Source organism: Cupriavidus sp. FW306-1B-F12B, assembly GCF_058781795.1.
In genome coordinates this window covers 141,920-161,742 of record NZ_JBYSXC010000010.1, presented here as the reverse complement: position 1 = coordinate 161,742, position 19,823 = coordinate 141,920, and the positions used below count along the sequence as shown (strand labels likewise).

Here is a 19,823-nt window from a genome sequence, read left to right as displayed (position 1 = left end):
AGATATGAAGGAAATATTTCCCTGTGGCTGGCGCCTGGACCTGGCGCCATGCCTGCATGCGACTGACGCCTGGCTAGGCTGCAGGCCCAATGCGCAGGTCAATGCTGGCGACGCCTGCGACCACGCCGTGCAGGCTGTCGCCGGCACGCACCGGCCCGACGCCGTGGGGCGTTCCCGTATAGATCAGGTCGCCCGGCCCGAGGCGATAGTATTTGGAGAGATCGGATACCAGCTCCGCCACGTTCCAGATAAACATCGAGATATCGCTGTCCTGCTTCGTCTCGCCATTCACCGAGACCGCAATCCTGCCGCTTTGCGGGTGACCGATTTCCGAAACCGGCACGATCTCCGAGACGATCGCGGACTCCTCGAAATCCTTGCCCACCTCCCACGGCCGGCCCTTGTCGCGCGCGGCGAGCTGCAGGTCGCGCCGCGTCATGTCGAGCCCGCATGCGTATCCGAACACGCAGTCCCAGGCCTCGGCGGGCGACACCCTGAACGCAGGCTTTCCGATCGCGGCAACCAGTTCGATCTCGTGGTGATAGTTGGCAGTGGCCGGCGGATACGGAACGACCGAGTCCGTGTGCGTGATGGCGAAGGGACTCTTGGTGAAATAGAAGGGCGGCTCAGGCGAGACTTCCCTGCCCATCTCCCTGGCATGGTCGGCATAGTTCAGCGCGACGCAGAAGATGCGGCGCACATGGTAAGGCTGGGCGCTGCCACGAATGGGCACACGCGGCAGCACCAGGCTTTGCGGGTCGAATTCAAGTGAGGTGTTCTTGTTCGGCTTGATAGTGGTGTTAAGCGGCGGCTCAGGGGACGACGCGATTCAGCAGTGCCTCGGAAGGCTCCCCGCCCCACGGCGAGACAAAGCCCTGGGCGATGTCAACGCGCTTGCGTCCCGAGCTTGCGTTCAGCAGGTCGCCATGCGCGTAGTGTTCGTGAACCATCCCCCAGGGGCCGCCCCAGTAGTCGAACACCTGGTTTCCGAGCAGGTGGCGTCCAACGCCATAAAGCGGCTCGTACCTTCCCTTCGCTTGCAGGTGCTCGTGGCCGGTGAAGACGTCGTCGAGGTCAACCACCTCGAAGGCGAGATGGTTCAGGCCCGCGGTGGCATTGCTGAAGAACATCGCCACGTGGTGGTCGACGAACTCGTCGCCGCAGTCGCAGCGGTTGAACGACCCCAGCACGTTGTCCGGGCTGCCCTCGTACACCTCCTCTGACGGCAGCAGGCCCAGCACATGCCAGTACCATTCCAGCGTCTCCTGCAACCGGGGGGTGAAGATGACGGCATGGCCGAAGCTCCTGACCCGGGCGGGCCCCATGTGGATCCGGTCCAGTACCCCGACCGTCCGGCCTTGCTCCGGATGGCGATGCGTAATCGGAAGCTCAGGCAGCGGCGCGATGCCGTGGACGACTTCGATCAGGTAGCCGTCGGGGTCGCGCAGGCGCACGCGCTTGCCGCCACCGGGCGCGTCGATCGGCCCCACCGCGGAGGCGCCAGGCACCCGCGTCAGCTTCTCCAGGTCTGCCTCGCTGCCCGCGCGGTAGGCCATGCCCAGGAAGGCAGGGCTGCCCTTTTCCGTCACATGGATGTATTGCGCGGGCCCGGTGCCGCGCATGTACAACGTATTCTCGTTGCGCGCGACGCGCACCATGCCGAAATCGAGCAGGAATGCCTCCATCCTGTCCAGATCCGGTGCGCGCAGCCGCCCGTATGCAACGCCGGTTGCCTTGATGATGCTCATCATGTCTCCAGGTATTGGCTGGCCGCTCGTGGGCGGCCGAGCCTTGTGCCGATTGTTGCTAAGCCGCCTCGGTCTCGGCTTCGAGCGTGCTGAAATTGCCCGGCGAAATGACCTCGAGGCATTCGAAATCGGCCGACCAGTCCAGCGCGCCGTGCGTCAGGCCGCCAGGCTGGTACATGCAGTCGCCGGCCTTGAGCGTGACTTCGCCGTGGCCCTCGTGCCAGAGCTTCATCCATCCCTTGAGCATGTAGACGACCTGCAGGTCTACGATGTGCCGGTGACCGCCGATGGGCGACTCCATCGACGCGGTGGCACGAATCAGGTGCACCAGGTAGCGGCCGCTGGTCGCCTTGCGCATGCCGAGATCGCAATACTCGAAGAAGCCCCGCCTTCCATCGCTTTCCCAGTTCAGATCCTCGCCTCTGAGGATCGTCAGTTTCTCCACGTCTTCCATCATGTCTCCTTGTCCAGTTTCCAGAAGATTTGCGCCCGTGCGGGTTGCCGTGCCGGACCCGCAGCCCGCCCGGCGCTATGCCACCGGATTGGCCAGCGTGCCAAGTCCGGCGATCTCGATTTCGATGCGGTCCCCTCGCTTGAGATAGACCGGCGGCGTGCGGCCGGCGCCAACGCCTTCCGGGGTGCCGGTGCTGAAAATGTCGCCCGGCTGGAACCGGTACCATTTCGAGAAATACGAGATAAGCCTGGGAATCCGGCAGATGAGATCGCTGGTGCCGCTGTCCTGCATGACCTTGCCGTTCACGCGCGTGGTGATCGCCAGGTCGTGGGGATCCGCGATCTCGTCAGCGGTAGTCAGGACTGGACCGCATGGCGAAAAGCTGGGCAGGTTCTTGCCGAGGATGTTCCGGTCCCATGCGCGGATGGACTGGAAGCGCTCGGTCGAGGAGAACACCTCGGCTACCCAGTTGCGCGCCGACACGTCGTTGACGATGGTGTAGCCGGCGACATACTGCATCGCCGACGCTTCGTCGACGTTATGGCAGGTCCGTCCGAACACGAAGGCGAACTCGCCTTCGAAGTCGACCTGGTCCGGAAACTGCGGCGGAATCAGGATTGGCTTCTCGTGGCCCGTCAATGTGTCGGCAGGCTTGATGAAGGCGGTAGGATTTTCCGGCAGCGGCACGTCCGGATACTCGCGCATATGGCGACCGTAGTTGCCGGACGCCGCCAACAACAAACGCGGCTCCGGGATCGGGGCCAGCAGCGGCGTGCCATGGAACGACACCAGTGCCCCAGTTTCGCTGAGCTGGGCACTCGCGTGGTCGCTCATTTCCTCGACGGCACGCCGGCACTGATCGGCCAGCGCCAGTGCGGGAGCGCCGCCTTCGAGAATGCCGCGCACATCCGCAGGGATAAGCCTCGCCACACCAAGATGCCGGCGCAGCAAGATCAGGTCGAGGATATTCCCATCGCTCATCAGCAGGCCGGGATGGCCCTTTTCCCCACAGTCGATAGTCACGAATTTCATCTTGCTGTCTCCTTATGCCTGCGCCTTGCCAGTCGGTATGGACGCCCACCCAACCATCTGCCAGCCGAAGGAAGCCAACACCCATACGCTCTGGAAGAGGCTGTCGATCAGCCGCTTCTCGCCACTGGACATGCCCTGGATCGCAATGTGGCCATGAACCACCGCGGTATCCCCGTACACCTGGACCGCTGCCGCCGTGCGCTTGATGTCGAGGTACTTCACCGCCCCGCTCGCGATGGAGGCGAGGTATTGCTGCTTGTCGTCCTGCCTCGCGCTGCCGTGGATGTAGACCAGGTCGCCGCCCAGCAGGCGGTCCAGGCCTGCCATGTCACCGCCGATCATCGCGGCATGCCGCTGGTCGTCGGCATTGAGGACCGAGGTGATCTTGCTTTTGGTTTCGTCTTTCATATCGATTCTTCCAGGCCATCGGATGAAGGCTGACATCCGATGGCTATTTTTTGCTTATATCAATAGATTTAATGTGCGGACCATGGCCGCCGGTTATCGCGTCATTGCGCCATGGAATCCGCCACCGATCCGCCTGTCTTCGGATCCTTCAACGCGCGGCTGCCGGCGCCTGACTGGCCGGGGGCATGGGCAGGAATCAGCCAGATGGCGAGCGCAGAGATCGAGCAGATGGCAGCCATCACCATCAGCGGCGCCGTCAGGCTTCCGGTCCGCTCCTGGCCGATCCCCATCAGGTAAGGCCCGATGAAGGAACCGAACGACGCAACCGTGTTGACCAGGGCCAACCCGCACGCGGCGCTCTGCCCGACCAGCAGCGTGGACGCCAGCGCCCAGGCGGGCGGAAAGCACGCGAACAGGAAGGCGCAGGCAACGCTGAGACCGGCTATGGTGACGTAGATGTTGGTGCTTGCCTGGACGCTGATCACGAAGCCCAGCGCTCCCAGGAGGACTGCGAAACAGAAATGTCCGCGACGCTCCTGGAAATAGTCGGACGAGTAGCCGAGCAGCAGCGTCACCAGCACGGTGCCAATCCAGGGAATGGAGGCGATCAGGCCGATGTTGCGGAAGCCGCTGACGCCGGCCGACTGCACCATCGTGGGCAGCCAGAAGACGATGCCGTACAGGCCGAGATAGCCGCCCGCCATGATTGCGCCGAGTGCCCACGCGCGCCAGTCCTTGAACGCCAGGAACCAGCCGCCCGACTCATGCCTGGAGGCACGATCCCTTGCGATTGCGTCGAGGACGACGCGCTTCTCATGTGGGCTGAGCCACTTTGCGTCCTGGGGCTTGTCCGCGACCAGCAGGAAGAACACGAAGCCCATCAGGATCGCCGGGATGCCCATGACCACAAACAGCCATTGCCACCCGGCCAGCCCGGCCGTGCCGGACATCGACTCCAGGATCCAGCCGGACAACGGGCCAATGAACAGGTTGCTGATCGGGAACACCAGCAGCAGCAATGCCATGACCCGGCCAAAGCGCGCCCGCGGGAACCAGCCGGACAGGTAATAGACGATGCCGGGGTAGAAGCCAGCCTCCATGAGGCCCAGCAGGAACCGGGCCATATAGAACTGCTCCGGCGTGCGCACCAGGATCGTCCCGACCGTGACGATGCCCCAGCTCACCATGATCCTGGCAATCCATTTCTTCGCACCCACGCGCGCCAGGATGACGTTGCTCGGCACTTCGAACAGCAGGTAGCCGAGCGAGAAGATCCCGGCCCCAAAACCGTAGGCCGCGGCTGACAGGCCGAAGGCCTCGGTGATCTGCAACTTGGCGAAGCCGACAATGAAACGGTCGAACAGCGCAATCATCGAACAAATGAACAGCAGCGGCAGGATGCCTCGCGTCACGCGCCGGAATACCTTGTCCTCTTCTTCCTTGCCGATCTCCGCCGGCAAGCTTGTCCTGATAGTCGAATCAGAATTGATCATGGTGAACCCTTCTCTTTCTGGATGAGCCAGCCCTTGCCGAGACGCCGGCAAGGGACGGTGAATCGCGTGGCAAGACCCAAAGACCGGCATGCCAGCCCCGGGACAGCCTCCGCCTCAGGGCGCGACGCGCTCGTAGATCGCCAGGTCGTGCTCGGCGAACAACGGGATGCCTTCCTGCAGGAATCTCTTGAAATGCGGCGTCTGCTGATGCGCCTGCAGCGCCGCCAGATCCCGGTAGACTTCGTAGACGACAATGCGCTCGTCGCCGTCCTCGGCGGTCGTCACATCGAACTGCAGGCAACCTGCTTCGGTCTGCAGTGCCGCCATGCGGTTCTTCTCCAGCTCATCCAGCAGTTGCTGCCGCTTGCCGGCCTGCGCCTGGCAGGCCACCACCACCACTTGCTTTCTCTCGCTCATCAGTCTCCCCTCTTGCTTGTTGTGTATTGCTTCGCTGCGCCGGGCGGGCGACCTGTCGCGTGCCGGCCGAACCGCCTCAGCCGCGCCCGGTCACGGTGCCGTGCGTGACAGCCGCACCGGCTGCCGCACTTCGAGAAGCGGTGCGCCTTCGGTCACCCATCGCTTGTGGTGAGCGGTCTGCGCGTGTGAATCGATCGCCGCCTGGTCCCGGTAGACCTCGTAGTACATGATCTTGGTCGGATCGTCCTTGTCGACGCTGACGTCGAAATGCAGGCAGCCCGGCTCCGCGCGGGAGGCTTCCGCATTCGCCAGCAACTCCGCCATCAGTTCCTTCACCTTGTCGCTCCGGATCCGGCAGCTCACTGCCAGGACCACGTTCCTTTCGCTCATCGCTTCTTCCCCTTCAGTAGATTGATCTGCTCGCAGACCGTACTGCCTGGCGCAGGCGCGGCCAGGCACGAACATCCATCACGCGGACGTAAACGCTTGCGGCACAGAGGCCCAGGCCGCCATTTGCCATTGCTTGTCCGACCTGACCCAGACGCTCTGGAACAGGCCGGTCATGCCCTTGCGGCTGCCCTCGCGCAACACACTGAGTGAAAGCTGTCCGTGCATGACGGCGGTCGGCCCATAGACCTGCACGACTGCCTCCGACCGCTTCAGCTCGACGTATTTGACGAGGCCGCTCGATACCGCCTTGAGATAGGCAGCCTTGTCTTCCGTACGCGCAGTCGCATGCGTGTAGACCAGGGAATCCGCAAGCAACGCATCCAGCGCGGCCACGTCGCCGGCCAGCATGGCCGCATATCGCGCGTCATCCGCCGCCATCACCGCCGCAATGTCGGCGCTCATCTTCTCGTTCATCTCCACCACCTTTTCGAGTTTTCAGGGTTGCCCCGGACAATCTTCGGAGCCTCAAAACTAATGATAATATTTATATACTCTTATGAGACAAGATCAATCAGGGATTCCCCGCGCGACCCGGTCTCGGGCGGCGCGAGCCTCACATATTCGCCTCGCCCGGCAACTGAAATTCGACGGCCAGCGCTCGCGAATCAACAACTTCGATACAGCCACCTCGTCAATTCTCATGGATATCAAGCAACTCCGTGCATTGCTGGCCGTCGCAGAGACCGGCAGCACGACCAAGGCGGCGGAACGCCTGCACATCGTCCAGCCCGCCGTCTCCCGCCACATCCGGCTTCTCGAGGAGGAGCTGGGCGTCGAACTGTTCGAGCGCGAACGGCACGGCATGCTGCTGACCGATGCCGGCAAGACCCTCGCGGAGTACGGCCGGCGTGCGCTGCGCGAACTGGATCGCGCCAGGGCTGAGATCCAGCCCGCCGCGGGCCTGGTCTCAGGCACGGCGGACATTGGCCTCCTTCCCAGTTGCGGCGAACTCCTGGCGCCGGAGCTGGTTGCCACGCTAAGGGACCGGCATCCGCAGCTGGGCGTCCGCCTGACGGTAGGCTATGCCGGGCATTTGCGGCAGTGGCTCGAGTCGGGCGAGGTGGATGCCGCGCTGATGTATGACGACAAGTCGGTCACGGGCCTGCAGGTGCAGGCCCTGCTCGACGAGCAGCTGTACCTGGTGGGGCGGCCAGGCACGCTGCCACAGGCCGGGCCGCTTTCCGTCATGGACCTGGAGGGACTGGCGCTGGTGCTGCCGAATCCGCCGCATGGCCTTCGCAATGTGGTGGAGCATGCTTATGCCGTTTCCGGTATTGACCTCGTTATTGCCGCCGAAACCAATTCGCTCAGCGTGCAGAAGTCGCTGGTAGCGAAAGGCTTCGCCCATACCATCCTGCCAAGTTCCGCCATCTCCGACGACCTGGCGCGTGGCACCCTGGCCGCCGCGCCCATTGCCTCGCCGGCCCTGTCTCGCCGCATCCTTCTTGCGCGGCTTGCCACGCGCACCCAATCCACCGCCGCCTCCTGTGCGACCGCCGCGCTCGTGTCGCTGATGAAGCGCCTGGTGCAGGACGGCATCTGGCGCGGTGCGACATGGATCGGCGCGTAAAAAAAATCGCCATGGCATCGCGGCTGCTCACGGGGTGCCAGCGGATCGCGAACGGATTGGCCGGCGGCGCCTCCGTAATGATCCAGACACTCCTGGCCTGCCTGGCAAGAGGTTCGGACCTGGATTTGTCATCGAAAAATGCAAGGCATTCGCTTCGGTGGATCAGTGGTCATGATGTTAGAACTGATACTCATCGAAGGTGAAATTCAACTTGCTGATCTGAAGGATCAGTTAACGTGATACCGGGCGCCGCGACGCAATCCGGTATGTCAGGGACGATTTGGCAAGAAGGCCGGATCGCCGCACCAGGACAGCGCGGTTCAGCGCTTGGATGTCGTCGTCGGACCAGCCGCGGCCAATGCCTTCAGCTCGCGGGTGTTGAAGAAGTGCTCGCGCACACAGGCGCCGTCCCTCGACGTCGAGGTCTGGTGGTCGGCGTCGATGCATTCCATCGTCCGCCGCGCCAGGATGCCGGCCTTGTCGCCATTCACCGCATGATCCATGCCCCGCATCACGCCAGGCGCGCCCGGGCTTCAAGCCGGATCCAGGACGTCCGACCTCGGCTGGAACCGGTGGATATGAATCGTCTGCCAGACGCCGGCCTGATAGAACGGATCGGACCGGTTAAAGGCGATCACGTCCTCCTTGCTCCTTGCCCGGACCAGGAACAAGCTACCGATCATGTGCTCACCCCCGTCGGACATCAGCGGGCCGCGCAGCACGCATTCGACAGGCGCCGCGGCCAGGTAGGCACGGTGCGCGTCATGGCTTGCCAGCCGGCGCGGCAGCGCGTCGGCATGGTCCAGGCAATGGATGATGAAGTACGTGTCGTCCGGGTCCATCGGTGCTGCTCCGCATGCTGCCATCAGGAGGCTCCTGGCACGGGCGGCGCGCTCGCGGCCGGCATCGGCGTCGAGGCCCAGGCCAGCATCTGCCATGCGCCCTGATGGCGCCTCCACACGCTGAGAAAGCGGTTGTCGAGCGTGCGCTCCGCCCCGTCCACCACGGCCCTGAGCAGGGCCTTGCCCTGCATCACGGCCAGGTCGCCGTAGATCGCCTGCCCCACCTCCGCCAGGCTCGCATGCAGGTAGCGCACCCGCCCGCTGCGGATCGAGCCAAGGTACTCCGCCTTGCTCTCGCGCAATGCCGAGGAGTGCGTATAGGAAAGCTCGTCAGCCAGCAGGGCATCGAGCGCAGCCAGGTCGCCGGACAGCATGGCGCGATACCGCGCCTGATCGGCTTGCGTGAGTGCGGCAAGGTCCGCGGGTTCGCCCAATGCCATCGTCGTGGTCTCCAGGTCAGCCATGAAGGTAAGCCTTCACCAGGGTCTTGTCGTTCAGCAGCGCCTGCCATTCGCCGCGCCGGACTTCATGGATCACGCGCCCCACTGACAGCACGTAGGCGCGATCCGTCATGTCCGCGGCGATCGCCACGCTTTGTTCGACCAGCAAGATGCTCAGCCCACGCGCGCGCAGCTGGTTCAGCACCGCCAGAATCTCCTTGACGATGCGGGGCGCCAGGCCGGTGGTGAGTTCATCCATGATCAGCAGGTCGGGCTGGAGCAACAGTGCGCGCGCGATCGCCACCATCTGCTGCTGCCCGCCGGACAGCAGCCCGACCGCGCTGTCGGCACGTTCGCGCAGCAGCGCAAACAGATCGCATACATCGTCATAGGTGTAGCGCAGCGCGCCGCCGCGGGCGCGCTTGCCGGCATGCTCGGCCAGGCGCAGGTTGTCGCGCACCGACAGCTCGGCGAACAGGTTGCGGTTTTCCAGCACTACGCCGATGCCATGCCTGAAGCGGCGATGCCCGGGGACATGGCCGATCTCCGCCCCATCCTTGACGATGCTGCCGGCCATCGGCCGGATCAGGCCGGCCAGCGTGCGCACCAGCGCGGTCTTGCCGGCGCCGTTGGCGCCCACCACCGCCACCGCCTCGCCCGGCGCGACCGTCATGTCGACATCGTGCAGCACCGGCACCGCGCCGTAACCGGCGCGCAGGCCTTTCACGTTCAGCATGGTCAGACTCCCAGATAGGCTTCACGCACGCGCGGATCGGCCTGCACCTCGTGCAGCGCCCCGCTGGCGATGATTTCACCGTAATAGAGGACATGGGCCGTGCCGCAGATCGTCATCAGCCCCATGTCGTGCGAGACCAGCAGGATGGTCATGCCCTCCTGGTGCAGGCGCACGATCCATGCGCGCAGCAGTTCGATCTCTTCGCTGTTCAGCCCCGACGACGGCTCGTCCAGCAACAGCAGTCCCGGATTGCCGATACAGGCACGCGCCAGTTCGACGATGCGCCGCTGGCCGGCCGGGAGGGTGCCGGCCCGGAGCTGCAGCAAGCGCTCCAGCCCGAATTTCCCGGCACATGCCAGCGCCGCATCGTGCATGGCCGCCAGCTCGCGGCGCGACGCCGGCGTGCGCAGCATCGCCTGCAGCACGCCCGCGTGGGTGGCCTTGTGGCAGCCTGCCATCAGGTTCTCGAGCACGGTCATGTGCTCGAACACCTGCGGCGTCTGGAAGGTGCGCACCAGGCCGGCGCGGCTGCGCTGCTGGACGGTGTCGGCGGTGATGTCCCGCCCCGCGAGCGACACCTTGCCCCCCTTCGGGCGCAGGAAGCCGGAGACGATATTGAAGCAGGTGGTCTTGCCGCTGCCGTTCGGGCCGATCAGGCCGACGATATGGCCGGCCGGCACGTCGAAGCTGACATTGCGCAGCACCTCCAGCCCGCCGAAGCTGTGCGCGACCGCGTCGAGGCGCAGCAATGCCTGCGCCGGGCGCACGGCTTGTGGCGCCGTGCCAAAAGCAGGAACGGGATGGTTCATCTTGCCTCCTTCAGTCCAAGCATGCGCTGCAGCGCACCAGCGATGCCGCCCATCATCCCGCCGGGCATCAGCGTGACCACCAGCACCAGCACCGTGCCGAACAGCACCTGGTGGAAATCCCCCAGCCCGCTCAGCAGTTCCGGTACGAGCGAGACGAACAGCGCGCCAAGGATCACGCCATAGGTCGAGCGGGCCCCCGCCACCACCGGCACCAGCAGGAACACGATGGAACGCTCCGCCGTAAAGCTCTGCACGCTGACGAACGACACGTAGTGGGCAAACAAGGTTCCGGCCAGCGAGCCCAGCATGGCCGACAGCACGAACATCGAGGTCTTCAGCCGGTGCATGTCCACGCCCAGCACCTGCGCCGCCGGCGCGGCATCGCGCATCGCCCGCATGGCCAGGCCCGGGCGGCCCTTGACCAGGTTGTCGACCAGCCACAGCAGCACCGCGAGCAGCGGCCAGACGAAGTAGTAGTAGCGCTCCGGGGTGTCCAGCACATAGCCGAACCAGGACAGCTTGGGAATGCCGCCGATTCCCAGCGTGCCGCCGGTCAGCCAGTCCCACTCGAAGAACAGCACGTTGGCGATGCTTCCCACCGCCAGCGTCGCCAGCGCCAGGAAGAAGCCGCCCAGGCGCAGCACCGGCACGCCGATGGCCGCAGCCAGCGCGGCGCTGATGACCAGTCCGGCAGCCGCACCGGCCAACGCCGGCCAGCCAAGCGCCGTGGTGCAGTACGCCGAGGCGTATGCGCCGATGCCGTAGAACGAGGCCTGCGCCAGATTGACGATGCCGCACTGCCCCAGCAGCAGGCCCACGCCAAGGCCGCCCACGGCCAGGATGGCGGCGAAGTTGAGCAGATCGACGTGATGCCGCGACAGCAGCTGCCCGGCCGCCACCCACAGCAACACGCCAGCCAGGATGAACGCGCGTGACGGGTTCATGGTTATCCTCCCTTGCGCCCGGCCCGGCCCAGCACGCCGTTGGGCAGCAGAATCATGATGACGATCAGGATCGACAGCGCGATCACGTCGCGATAGCCAGACGGGAAACCCACCACCGCCAGCGATTCGGCCAGGCCGAGCAGCAGGCCGCCCGCCACGGCCCCGAGCGGATTGCCCAGGCCGCCGAGAATGGCCGCGGCGAAGCCCTTCAGCGTGAGGCCGATGCCCATCTGGTAGTTCATCGACAGCAGCGGCGTGACCAGCACGCCGGCGATCGCGCCGAACCCGCCGCCGAGCAGGAACGTGTACGTGCGCATGCGGCGCACGTTGATGCCGGTGGTGGTGGCGCCATCCGGATCGAGCGAGGCAGCGGTCATGGCCAGGCCCGCCAGGGTCCTGGTGTAGAACAGGCGCAGCGCACCGACCAGCAGCACCGCAATGCCGGTCAGCGCCAGCGCATGCACGGGCGTGGTGGCGCCGAACAGCTCCACCACCCCCTCCCCGCCAATCGCCGGCAGCAGGTGCGAATCCCGGCCGCCGAAGTAGAGCGCCGCGGCCGACAGCGCAAAGGCCAGGCCAATGGTCAGCAGCAGGAAGCTCTCTTCGCCGGCGCCGCGGTGCAGCATCGGCCGCACGAACAGCACGTCGATGGCCAGGCCGCTGGCGGCACCGGCGGCAATGCCGCCGGCAATCGCCAACGCATATGGCAGGCCCAGCGCCTTCAGCGCGAACACCGCCACCAGCGCGCCGATCACCGCGAACTCGCCCTGCATCGCATTGACGATGCGCGTGCCCTTGAAGATGATGGCCATGCCCACGCCGATCAGCGCGTAGACAAAGCCATTGGTGATCCCGGACAGGATCGCCTGGAATACGAGGGTGGTGGACATACCAGCTCCTTTCCCGCGACCGTCGCAGGCTATGGTTTGGCCTTGTAGGGCAGCCGCTCGAACTGGCCCTTCTGCAGCTTCGAGTACGTGAAGCCGGCCAGCGTCATGCCGCCCATATCGGGCGCGGCGAAGTCGTAGCCGCTGGTGACGCCCTGGTAAGGCCGGCGCAACGCGCTGCACAGCTTGTCGCCCGGCGCATCGGCACCGGCCGCCTTCAGGCCCGCGGCCAGGGCCATGACCGCATCCCAGCCCACCGCCGAGAAATGCTTGGGCAGCTTGCCGTACTCCTTGCGGAAGGTCTCGACAAATTCCTTCTGCCCGGGCAGCGGGTCTTCGGACACGATGAACTCGGGATGGATGATGTTGTCCGCGGCCTCGCCCATGGCCTTGACGGTCTCGTAGGTAGCCGTGCCATGCACGGAGATGATGGGAACGCCGACCTTCAGCTGGCGCACGTTGCGGAACGGCGCGGGCGAGGTCGAGATGACGATGATCGCATCCGGCGTGGCCGCCTTGATCTTGGCCGCCTGGGTGGTGACATCGGTGGCGGCGATCTCGAACTTCTCCACCTGTATGAAGCTGACGCCGTACTCGCGGTCCAGCGTCTTCAGGCTGGTCCATACCACCTGCCCGTAGCCCGAGTCATGCAGCACGCCGACGCGCTTCAAGCCGTTGTCGCGCGCATAGGCCAGCACGGCACGCGCGTTGAGCTCCTGCGACGGCGTCAGGTGGAACACACAGTGGCGTTCACGCTCCACCGCGGGCCCCAGTCCCGAGAACGAGAACAGGGGCACCTTCTGCGCCTGTGTGATGCTGCCGATTGCAACCGTCTGTGCAATGCCCGATGGCCCGACGATGGCGCGAACCTTGTGCGTATGGAGCAGCGCGTTCGCCTTGGCGACGGCGGAATCCGGGCTGGAGCCGTCGTCTTCGACAATCATTTCCAGCGGCCGCCCGCCAATGCCCCCACGGGCATTGACGACCTTCTGCGCCAGCAGCGCGCCTTCGCGCTCGGCCTGGCCCACGGCGGCAAGGCCGCCGGTGATCGAGAACAGGCCGCCGATGCGGACCGGTTCGGCGCCGGGCTTGCCCTGGGCCAGCACCGGCGGCATCGCCAGGGCCAGGGCAAGCCCGGCGGCGACGAACAGGGCGCGTGGCGCCCGGGTGATCGGGTTGTGTTTCATGTCTCCATCCTTCTTTATAGCTATCGGGTTGGCCCGATTACACTGCGCCGGGCTCGCCTGCCCACTCGAGCACATCGGCCAGCGCGGCGATGTCGAGATGGTCCTGCCGGCGCTGCTGCATCAGCGCCAGGTATTGCCGCACCAGCGACGACATCGGCAGCGCGACCGCGTTGTCGCGGGCCACCGCCAATGCCAGGTCGAGGTCCTTCACCACCAGCGAGATCGGGCCGACGGCGGCGTAGTCGCGCTGCTTGAGCTGCTCTGCCTTGGTGCGGTAGTGGGCGCTGCCGACGATGCTGTCGTTGATCGCATCGACCATCAGCGCGCGGTCCAGCCCGGCGCGCGCGCCGAATGCCAGCCCTTCGCCGATCACCGCGGTGCTCATGAACACCATCATGTTGATCATCAGCTTGATGACGCGGGCCTCGTCCGCGCCGCCCACGTAGGACTGGCGCGCGGTCAGGCACGCCAGAATGGGTTGCACCGCGTCGAAGGCCGGCCGCGGCCCGGACACGAAGCAGCTCAGCTGCGCGCTGGCCGCCAGCGATACCGTGCCCGACACCGGCGCGCGCAGAAAAGCGGCGCCGCGCTGCACGAGCGCGGCGGCCACCTCGGCCGAGGCGTCGGGCGAGACCGTGCTCATGTCGACAAAGACCTTGTCCGCCGTTGCGGCCCCGGCAACGCCGCCAGGGGCCAGGAACAGGTCGCGCAGCCCGCCATCGTCGAAGATCGTCGAGAACACCACATCGGATTCCGCCACCAGTGCCTGCGCGGACGGCGCCACCGCGGCCCCGGCAGCGGCCACCGCCTCGCACTGCGCCGGCACACGGTCGAAGACCTTGAGCAGGTAGCCGGCTTTCAGCAGGTTCAGGCACATCGGCCGGCCCATGGCGCCAACGCCGATCCATCCAAGCCGCGGTGATTGCACCGTGTGTGCGTTGCTTGTGTTGGTCATGGCCCGCCCCCTACTCGACCCTGACGCCGGACAGCTCGACCAGCTTGCGGGTCTGGCGGGTCTGCGTCTCGATGTACTGCGAGAACTGCGCCGGGCTCAGCTTCATCGGCACCATCCCCTGCGCGGCGAAGTGCTTCTCGACGAAGTCCTTGTCGTCCAGGATCTCGCGGATGGTGGCATTCAGCTTGTCGACCACTGCGCGCGGCACCTTGGCCGGGGCCAGCACGCCGTAGACGGCCGAGATATCCATGTCCTTGTAGCCGGCTTCGGCAAAGGTCGGCACCTGCGGCAGCGCGCGCGTGCGCTTGTCGCCGCTGACGGCGAGCACCTTGAGCTTCTTTGCCGCAACAAAGCTCTGGATCGTCGGCAGCGCCGGGAAGGTCATCAGGATCTGGCCGCCGACGACGTCTGCCACCGCCGGCGCCGAGCCCTTGTACGGCACGTGGACCAGGTCGGTGCCGGCCAGCTTGTTGAACAGCGCGCCCATCAGGTGCGGCTGGCTGCCGCTGCCGAACGAGCCGTAGCTGAGGGCTTGCGGGCGGCCCTTGGCATACGCGGCCAGGTCCTTGACGCTGTCCACCGGCAGGCTGCCCGAGACGGCCATGACCAGCGGCACGTAGCCGATCGTTGCCACCGGGGCAAAGTCGCGCGCGACGTTGTACGACACCGACGGCAGCACCACCGGGTTGAGCACGAAGGTGGCATCGTTGGTGAGCAGCAGCGTGTAGCCGTCGGGCTGCGCCTTGGCCACCGCGTCGGCGCCGATCACGGTATTGGCACCGCTCTTGTTTTCCACCACCACCGGCTGGCCCAGCTTCTCAGACATGCGCTGCGCCAGTTGCCTGGCGATGATGTCGGTGGTTCCGCCCGGTGCGTAAGGCACCACCATGCGGATCGGCTGCGTGGGATAGGTCTGCGCCAGTGCGGCGCCCGTGCCTGCCAGGCAGGCCAGGCCGAAGGCTGCGGCACGCAGCGCGTGAATCGTATGAAATTGCCAGGACATAAGGTCTCCATCCATTGTCTGTGTCGACGGTGCCGGCTCGGACGGCCGGCTGCCGTCAGGGGATCATTCAGTCAAAGAGCCAGGGCTCCAATTGCCGCCGCGCCTGTTCGTAATCCCGGATCTGCCCGGCATGGCGCAGCGCCAGCGCGATATCGTCCAGGCCGTTCAGCAGGCAGTGCTGCTTGAACGGATCCAGCGTGAAGGCAATGGCCTCACCCGACGGCGTCACCACCTGCAGCGCGGCGAGGTCCACCTGCAGCCGGTAGCCCGGCGTGGCCGCGGTCTCGGCGAACAGGCGCTCGACCACGTCCGGCGCCGCGACGATCGGCAGCAGGCCGTTCTTCAGGCAGTTGTTGTAGAAGATGTCAGCAAAGCTGGGCGCGATCAGCGCGCGCAGGCCGAAGTCCTCCAGCGCCCACGGCGCATGTTCGCGCGATGAGCCGCAACCGAAGTTCTCGCGCGCCAGCAGGATCGAGGCGCCGCGGTAGCGCGGCTGGTTCAGCACGAAATCCGGGTTGAGGGGCCGGCTGCTGCAGTCCTGTCCGGGCTCGCCGTGGTCGAGGTAGCGCCAGTCGTCGAACAGGTAGGGGCCGAAGCCGCTGCGCCGGATCGACTTCAGGAACTGCTTGGGCAGGATGGCGTCGGTATCGACATTGGCTCGGTCCAGCGGCGCCACCAGGCCGTCCAGCGTGGTAAAGGCTCTCATTGCTCGGTTTCCTCCGGTGGTCTACAGCGAACGCACATCGATGAAGTGGCCCGCCACCGCGGCCGCGGCCGCCATCTGCGGGCTGACCAGGTGGGTGCGCCCGCCCGGCCCCTGCCTGCCTTCGAAGTTGCGGTTAGAAGTGGAAGCGCAGCGCTCGCCGGCCGCCAGGCGGTCATCGTTCATGCCCAGGCACATCGAACAGCCCGGTTCGCGCCATTCGAAGCCGGCGGCGATGAACACCTGGTCCAGCCCCTCGGCCTCGGCCTGCGACTTGACCAGCCCGGAGCCCGGCACCACCAGCGCCTGCCTGATGCGCGGCGAGACATGGCGCCCGCGCAGCACCGCCGCCGCGGCGCGCAGGTCTTCCAGGCGCGCATTGGTGCATGAGCCGATGAATACCTTGTCCAGCGCGACCGCCTCGATCGGCGTATTCGGCAGCAGGCCCATGTAGTCCAGCGCCTGCTCGATGCTCTTGCGCCGCACCGGGTCGCGCTCGTCGCGCGGATCGGGAATGCGCTCGCCGACGGCCACCACCATTTCCGGCGAGGTGCCCCAGGTCACATGCGGGCGGATCGCGGTGGCATCCAGCTCCACCACGGCATCGAAGGCGGCGCCCGGATCGCTGCGCAGCGTGCGCCAGTAGCCGGTGGCGGCGTCCCACATCGCACCGGCCGGTGCCTGCGGGCGACCGTCCAGGTAGGCCAGCGTGGTTTCATCCACCGCCACCATGCCGGCGCGCGCGCCCGCTTCGATCGCCATGTTGCACACGGTCATGCGCGCCTCCATGCTGAGGCCGCGGATCGTGCTGCCGGCAAACTCGATCACGTGACCGGTGGCGCCGGCGGTGCCGATGCGGCCGATCAGCGCCAGCGCGATGTCCTTGGCGGACACGCCACGGGGCAGCTCGCCCTCCACCCGCACCAGCATCGACCTGGGCTTCTTCATCCACAGGCATTGCGCAGCCAGCACCTGCTCGACTTCAGAGGTGCCGATGCCGAAAGCGAATGCCGCGAACGCGCCGTGCGTGGACGTGTGCGAGTCGCCGCAGGCAATGCTCATGCCGGGCAAGGTGGCGCCGCGCTCCGGACCGACCACGTGCAGGATGCCCTGGCGCGGATCGTCCATGCCGAAGTTGACGATGCCGGTGTCTGCGCAGTTCTGGTCCAGGGCCTCGACCTGCGCGCGGCTGACGGGATCGGCAATGCCCAGCTTGCGCGCGGTGGTCGGCACGTTGTGGTCGGCCGTTGCCAGCACGGAAGCGGCGCGCCACACCTTGCGCGCGTTCAGGCGCAGGCCTTCGAAGGCCTGCGGGCTGGTCACCTCGTTGACCAGGTGGCGGTCGATATAGATCAGCGCGGGTCCGTCCGGCTCCTGGTGGATCACGTGGCTGGCCCAGAGCTTGTCGAGCAGGCTCGCCGGGCGGTCGGGTTCAGTCATGGGGGTCTCTCCTTGTATTTCTCGTGGCGGATGCGGGTTACCTTGCGCCCACCCACTCAGGCACCGGATGCAGCTCGGTGCTCTTGCCGGCCTTGACCACCTGCCCGGAAATATCGTGTCCGACCAGCGCCGGCAGCTCGCGCGCCGCGCCAAGCAGCCGGTCCAGGTCGACACCGGTGTCGATGCCGGAAGACTCCAGCATGTGCACCAGGTCTTCCGTGCAGATATTGCCGGTCGCGCCCGGCGCAAAGGGGCAGCCGCCCAGCCCGCCCAGCGACGCATCGAAACTGTCCACGCCCGCCGCCAGACCGGCCAGCACATTGGCCAGGCCCATGCCGCGCGTGTTGTGGAAATGCAGTGTCAGCGGCACGCCCGGGAACCAGCGCAGGAACGCCTCGACCAGCTTGCTCACCTGGCGCGGGTCGGCCATGCCGGTGGTATCGGCCAGCGTGATGCTGTCCATGCCCAGTTCCAGGTAGCGGCCCGCGGCCCACTTCACCCGTTCCGGCGCGATCTCGCCTTCGAACGGGCAGCCGAACGCGGTCGCCACGCAGCCGCTGACAGCCAGATCGGCCGACTGAGCCAGCTGCATCACGCCGCGGAACTGCTCAAGCGACTGTTCGCAGGTCATGCGCATATTGGCCAGGTTGTGCGTCTCGCTGGCCGACATCACCAGGTTGATCTCGTCGAGATCGCACTCCAGTGCGCGCTCGCAGCCGCGCGCATTGGGCACCAGCGCGGTGTAGACCACGCCCGGATGGCGGCGGATGCCTTTCGCGACCGCCTCGGCATCGCGCAGGTTCGGGATCGCCTTGGGCGAGACAAAGGAGGTGATCTCGATCCTGGCCAGGCCGGTTTCCGAGAGGCAGTCGATCAGCGCGATCTTCTGTTCGGTGGGGACGAATTCAGGCTCGATCTGGAAGCCGTCGCGCACGGACACTTCATTGATGCGCACGCGCCGGGGGGCATTAGGAAGCCACATGGTTCTTTCCTTTCTTTCCTTTTCGTAGGGGGCGGGCCTCAGACCACGCCGGCGGCGCGCAGCGCGCGCAACTCATCGCCGGCAATGCCGATGCCCGCCAGGATCTCTTCGGTGTGCTGGCCCAGTTCGGGGCCGATCCACCTGGTGCGCCCAGGCGTTGCGCTGAGCTTGGGCACGATGCCGGACAGCTCCAGCGGCGAGCCATCGGGCAACTGGTGCGGCTCGATCATGTCGCGCGCGCGGTAGTGCGCGTCGCTGCTGATCTCCGCCGCGGTGTAGATCTTTCCGCAGGGCACGGCCGCGGCTTCCAGCGTTGCCAGCACCGTGTCGAGGTCATGCGCGGAAGTCCACGCGGTGATGGCGTCGTCGAGCATGGCGTTGTGCTGCACGCGCCCGTCGTTGTGCGCCAGGCGCGGGTCTTGGCCCAGGTCGTCGCGGCCGATGGCGGCCATGAAGCGCCGGAAGATGGCGTCGCCGTTGCCGGCGATGATCACGTACTGGCCGTCCTGGCACGGATAGGTATTCGACGGCGAGATGCCCGGCAGGCTGGCGCCCGAACGCTCGCGCACGTGGCCGAACTTGGCGTACTCCGGCACCAGGCTCTCCATCACGGCAAACACCGACTCATAGAGCGCCACGTCGACAAACTGCCCTTCGCCCTGGTTGGCGCGCAGGTGGTGCATGGCCAGCAAGGCGCCGATGACGCCATACAGCGACGCCAGGGTGTCGCCGATGCTCACGCCCGAGCGCACCGGCGGCCGGTCGGGATAGCCGCTGACATAGCGCAGCCCGCCCATCGATTCGGCAATCGCGGCAAAGCCGGGGCGGTCCTTGTAGGGACCGGTCTGGCCGTAGCCGGAGATGCGCACCATGACCAGCGCGGGGTTCACCTTGCGCAGGTCTTCCCAGCCCAGGCCCCATTTCTCGAGCGTGCCGGGGCGGAAGTTCTCGATCACGATATCGGCTTCGGTGACCAGCTTGCGCACGATCTCCTGGCCCTGCGCCGAACGCAGGTCCAGCGTCAGCGACTTCTTGTTGCGGCTCTGGCTATACCACCAGAGCGAGGTGCCTTCATACAGCTTGCGCCACTTGCGCAGCGGGTCGCCGTCCTTGGGCGATTCGATCTTCAGCACTTCGGCGCCGAACTGCGCGAGCAGTCCGCCCGCATACGGGCCTGCGATCAGCGAGCCGAGTTCGATCACGCGGACGCCCTGCAGCGGCATCGTTCCGTTGTTCGCTTCGTTAGCCATGGCGGTTTGCTGCTCCTGTGGATACGGTGGTCTGTGATGCAAGATTGGAAGAACCCGCGCGCACGGTAAAGCA

Annotated in this window: 24 protein-coding genes; 1 reads left to right on the top strand and 23 read right to left on the bottom strand. The window is 66.1% G+C overall.

The features are described from left to right. Nucleotides 1–73: 73 nt before the first annotated feature. From AC3WLE_RS18365 to AC3WLE_RS18325, 9 genes are all read right to left on the bottom strand, one after another. The gene (locus AC3WLE_RS18365) at nt 74–745 is read right to left on the bottom strand and encodes a fumarylacetoacetate hydrolase family protein (RefSeq protein ID WP_492357045.1); all 672 of its coding nucleotides are present in this window, start codon (nt 743–745) and stop codon (nt 74–76) included. 67 nt (nt 746–812) lie between these two features. Further along, nucleotides 813–1,751 (bottom strand): VOC family protein, encoded by a 939-nt coding sequence (locus tag AC3WLE_RS18360; protein WP_492351784.1) that lies wholly within the window; start codon nt 1,749–1,751, stop codon nt 813–815. Nucleotides 1,752–1,806: 55 nt separating this feature from the next. Next, nucleotides 1,807–2,205 (bottom strand): cupin domain-containing protein, encoded by a 399-nt coding sequence (locus AC3WLE_RS18355; protein ID WP_436226092.1) that lies wholly within the window; start codon nt 2,203–2,205, stop codon nt 1,807–1,809. Between the two features lie 72 nt (nt 2,206–2,277). Continuing rightward, on the bottom strand, nt 2,278–3,234 hold the full coding sequence (locus AC3WLE_RS18350) for a fumarylacetoacetate hydrolase family protein (RefSeq protein WP_492351783.1): 957 nt from the start codon (nt 3,232–3,234) through the stop codon (nt 2,278–2,280). 12 nt (nt 3,235–3,246) lie between these two features. Beyond that, complete coding sequence (locus AC3WLE_RS18345) at nt 3,247–3,642, bottom strand: nuclear transport factor 2 family protein (protein ID WP_492351782.1); 396 nt, start codon at nt 3,640–3,642, stop codon at nt 3,247–3,249. A gap of 101 nt (nt 3,643–3,743) precedes the next feature. After that, complete coding sequence (locus AC3WLE_RS18340) at nt 3,744–5,102, bottom strand: MFS transporter (protein WP_492357047.1); 1,359 nt, start codon at nt 5,100–5,102, stop codon at nt 3,744–3,746. Between the two features lie 147 nt (nt 5,103–5,249). Further along, on the bottom strand, nt 5,250–5,552 hold the full coding sequence (locus AC3WLE_RS18335) for a putative quinol monooxygenase (RefSeq protein ID WP_492351780.1): 303 nt from the start codon (nt 5,550–5,552) through the stop codon (nt 5,250–5,252). Nucleotides 5,553–5,642: 90 nt separating this feature from the next. Then, the gene (locus AC3WLE_RS18330; protein WP_492351779.1) at nt 5,643–5,942 is read right to left on the bottom strand and encodes a putative quinol monooxygenase; all 300 of its coding nucleotides are present in this window, start codon (nt 5,940–5,942) and stop codon (nt 5,643–5,645) included. Nucleotides 5,943–6,020: 78 nt separating this feature from the next. Continuing rightward, nucleotides 6,021–6,416 (bottom strand): nuclear transport factor 2 family protein, encoded by a 396-nt coding sequence (locus tag AC3WLE_RS18325; RefSeq protein ID WP_492351778.1) that lies wholly within the window; start codon nt 6,414–6,416, stop codon nt 6,021–6,023. A 226-nt stretch (nt 6,417–6,642) separates the two neighbouring features. Here AC3WLE_RS18325 and AC3WLE_RS18320 point away from each other — a divergent pair, with 226 nt between their 5' ends. Continuing rightward, nucleotides 6,643–7,572 (top strand): LysR family transcriptional regulator, encoded by a 930-nt coding sequence (locus AC3WLE_RS18320; RefSeq protein WP_492351777.1) that lies wholly within the window; start codon nt 6,643–6,645, stop codon nt 7,570–7,572. Nucleotides 7,573–7,892: 320 nt separating this feature from the next. Here AC3WLE_RS18320 and AC3WLE_RS18315 read toward each other — a convergent pair whose 3' ends face one another. From AC3WLE_RS18315 to AC3WLE_RS18250, 14 genes are all read right to left on the bottom strand, one after another. Beyond that, on the bottom strand, nt 7,893–8,075 hold the full coding sequence (locus tag AC3WLE_RS18315) for a hypothetical protein (RefSeq protein ID WP_492321054.1): 183 nt from the start codon (nt 8,073–8,075) through the stop codon (nt 7,893–7,895). Nucleotides 8,076–8,105: 30 nt separating this feature from the next. Continuing rightward, a complete protein-coding gene (locus AC3WLE_RS18310; RefSeq protein ID WP_492321006.1) occupies nt 8,106–8,414 on the bottom strand; it encodes a YciI family protein in 309 nt (102 codons plus the stop codon). Nucleotides 8,415–8,437: 23 nt separating this feature from the next. Continuing rightward, nucleotides 8,438–8,878, bottom strand: a complete 441-nt coding sequence (locus tag AC3WLE_RS18305) for a nuclear transport factor 2 family protein (protein ID WP_492357048.1) — start codon at nt 8,876–8,878, stop codon at nt 8,438–8,440. After that, nucleotides 8,871–9,590 (bottom strand): ABC transporter ATP-binding protein, encoded by a 720-nt coding sequence (locus AC3WLE_RS18300; protein ID WP_492321004.1) that lies wholly within the window; start codon nt 9,588–9,590, stop codon nt 8,871–8,873. Before AC3WLE_RS18300 ends, AC3WLE_RS18305 begins: the two co-directional genes overlap by 8 nt. Before the next feature lie 2 nt (nt 9,591–9,592). Next, complete coding sequence (locus tag AC3WLE_RS18295; protein ID WP_492321003.1) at nt 9,593–10,399, bottom strand: ABC transporter ATP-binding protein; 807 nt, start codon at nt 10,397–10,399, stop codon at nt 9,593–9,595. Continuing rightward, the gene (locus AC3WLE_RS18290; RefSeq protein ID WP_492321002.1) at nt 10,396–11,343 is read right to left on the bottom strand and encodes a branched-chain amino acid ABC transporter permease; all 948 of its coding nucleotides are present in this window, start codon (nt 11,341–11,343) and stop codon (nt 10,396–10,398) included. The genes AC3WLE_RS18295 and AC3WLE_RS18290 overlap by 4 nt, the downstream gene beginning before the upstream one ends. A 2-nt stretch (nt 11,344–11,345) precedes the next feature. After that, on the bottom strand, nt 11,346–12,233 hold the full coding sequence (locus tag AC3WLE_RS18285; RefSeq protein ID WP_492357049.1) for a branched-chain amino acid ABC transporter permease: 888 nt from the start codon (nt 12,231–12,233) through the stop codon (nt 11,346–11,348). Between the two features lie 29 nt (nt 12,234–12,262). Beyond that, nucleotides 12,263–13,417, bottom strand: coding sequence for an ABC transporter substrate-binding protein (locus AC3WLE_RS18280; protein ID WP_492357050.1), 1,155 nt, complete (start codon nt 13,415–13,417; stop codon nt 12,263–12,265). Between the two features lie 37 nt (nt 13,418–13,454). Further along, complete coding sequence (locus AC3WLE_RS18275; RefSeq protein ID WP_492351775.1) at nt 13,455–14,372, bottom strand: NAD(P)-dependent oxidoreductase; 918 nt, start codon at nt 14,370–14,372, stop codon at nt 13,455–13,457. Nucleotides 14,373–14,382: 10 nt separating this feature from the next. Then, a complete protein-coding gene (locus AC3WLE_RS18270; RefSeq protein WP_492320998.1) occupies nt 14,383–15,375 on the bottom strand; it encodes a Bug family tripartite tricarboxylate transporter substrate binding protein in 993 nt (330 codons plus the stop codon). A gap of 67 nt (nt 15,376–15,442) precedes the next feature. Beyond that, nucleotides 15,443–16,081, bottom strand: a complete 639-nt coding sequence (gene leuD, locus AC3WLE_RS18265; RefSeq protein ID WP_011614948.1) for a 3-isopropylmalate dehydratase small subunit — start codon at nt 16,079–16,081, stop codon at nt 15,443–15,445. 21 nt (nt 16,082–16,102) lie between these two features. Beyond that, entirely contained in the window at nt 16,103–17,518 is a 1,416-nt protein-coding gene (leuC, locus tag AC3WLE_RS18260) for a 3-isopropylmalate dehydratase large subunit (protein WP_492320996.1), read from the bottom strand. Nucleotides 17,519–17,555: 37 nt separating this feature from the next. Next, nucleotides 17,556–18,500, bottom strand: coding sequence for a hydroxymethylglutaryl-CoA lyase (locus AC3WLE_RS18255; RefSeq protein ID WP_492357051.1), 945 nt, complete (start codon nt 18,498–18,500; stop codon nt 17,556–17,558). 38 nt (nt 18,501–18,538) lie between these two features. After that, complete coding sequence (locus AC3WLE_RS18250) at nt 18,539–19,750, bottom strand: CaiB/BaiF CoA transferase family protein (protein ID WP_492320994.1); 1,212 nt, start codon at nt 19,748–19,750, stop codon at nt 18,539–18,541. Nucleotides 19,751–19,823: the final 73 nt, after the last annotated feature.

Coding starts and splice junctions, on each gene's coding strand:
- AC3WLE_RS18360 (WP_492351784.1), bottom strand. CDS start 1,751: ATGATGAGCATCATCAAGGCAACCGGCGTTGCATACGGGCGGCTGCGC.
- AC3WLE_RS18355 (WP_436226092.1), bottom strand. CDS start 2,205: ATGATGGAAGACGTGGAGAAACTGACGATCCTCAGAGGCGAGGATCTG.
- AC3WLE_RS18350 (WP_492351783.1), bottom strand. CDS start 3,234: ATGAAATTCGTGACTATCGACTGTGGGGAAAAGGGCCATCCCGGCCTG.
- AC3WLE_RS18345 (WP_492351782.1), bottom strand. CDS start 3,642: ATGAAAGACGAAACCAAAAGCAAGATCACCTCGGTCCTCAATGCCGAC.
- AC3WLE_RS18335 (WP_492351780.1), bottom strand. CDS start 5,552: ATGAGCGAGAGAAAGCAAGTGGTGGTGGTGGCCTGCCAGGCGCAGGCC.
- AC3WLE_RS18330 (WP_492351779.1), bottom strand. CDS start 5,942: ATGAGCGAAAGGAACGTGGTCCTGGCAGTGAGCTGCCGGATCCGGAGC.
- AC3WLE_RS18325 (WP_492351778.1), bottom strand. CDS start 6,416: ATGAACGAGAAGATGAGCGCCGACATTGCGGCGGTGATGGCGGCGGAT.
- AC3WLE_RS18320 (WP_492351777.1), top strand. CDS start 6,643: ATGGATATCAAGCAACTCCGTGCATTGCTGGCCGTCGCAGAGACCGGC.
- AC3WLE_RS18315 (WP_492321054.1), bottom strand. CDS start 8,075: ATGGATCATGCGGTGAATGGCGACAAGGCCGGCATCCTGGCGCGGCGG.
- AC3WLE_RS18310 (WP_492321006.1), bottom strand. CDS start 8,414: ATGGACCCGGACGACACGTACTTCATCATCCATTGCCTGGACCATGCC.
- AC3WLE_RS18305 (WP_492357048.1), bottom strand. CDS start 8,878: ATGGCTGACCTGGAGACCACGACGATGGCATTGGGCGAACCCGCGGAC.
- AC3WLE_RS18300 (WP_492321004.1), bottom strand. CDS start 9,590: ATGCTGAACGTGAAAGGCCTGCGCGCCGGTTACGGCGCGGTGCCGGTG.
- AC3WLE_RS18295 (WP_492321003.1), bottom strand. CDS start 10,399: ATGAACCATCCCGTTCCTGCTTTTGGCACGGCGCCACAAGCCGTGCGC.
- AC3WLE_RS18290 (WP_492321002.1), bottom strand. CDS start 11,343: ATGAACCCGTCACGCGCGTTCATCCTGGCTGGCGTGTTGCTGTGGGTG.
- AC3WLE_RS18285 (WP_492357049.1), bottom strand. CDS start 12,233: ATGTCCACCACCCTCGTATTCCAGGCGATCCTGTCCGGGATCACCAAT.
- AC3WLE_RS18280 (WP_492357050.1), bottom strand. CDS start 13,417: ATGAAACACAACCCGATCACCCGGGCGCCACGCGCCCTGTTCGTCGCC.
- AC3WLE_RS18275 (WP_492351775.1), bottom strand. CDS start 14,372: ATGACCAACACAAGCAACGCACACACGGTGCAATCACCGCGGCTTGGA.
- AC3WLE_RS18270 (WP_492320998.1), bottom strand. CDS start 15,375: ATGTCCTGGCAATTTCATACGATTCACGCGCTGCGTGCCGCAGCCTTC.
- leuD (WP_011614948.1), bottom strand. CDS start 16,081: ATGAGAGCCTTTACCACGCTGGACGGCCTGGTGGCGCCGCTGGACCGA.
- leuC (WP_492320996.1), bottom strand. CDS start 17,518: ATGACTGAACCCGACCGCCCGGCGAGCCTGCTCGACAAGCTCTGGGCC.
- AC3WLE_RS18255 (WP_492357051.1), bottom strand. CDS start 18,500: ATGTGGCTTCCTAATGCCCCCCGGCGCGTGCGCATCAATGAAGTGTCC.
- AC3WLE_RS18250 (WP_492320994.1), bottom strand. CDS start 19,750: ATGGCTAACGAAGCGAACAACGGAACGATGCCGCTGCAGGGCGTCCGC.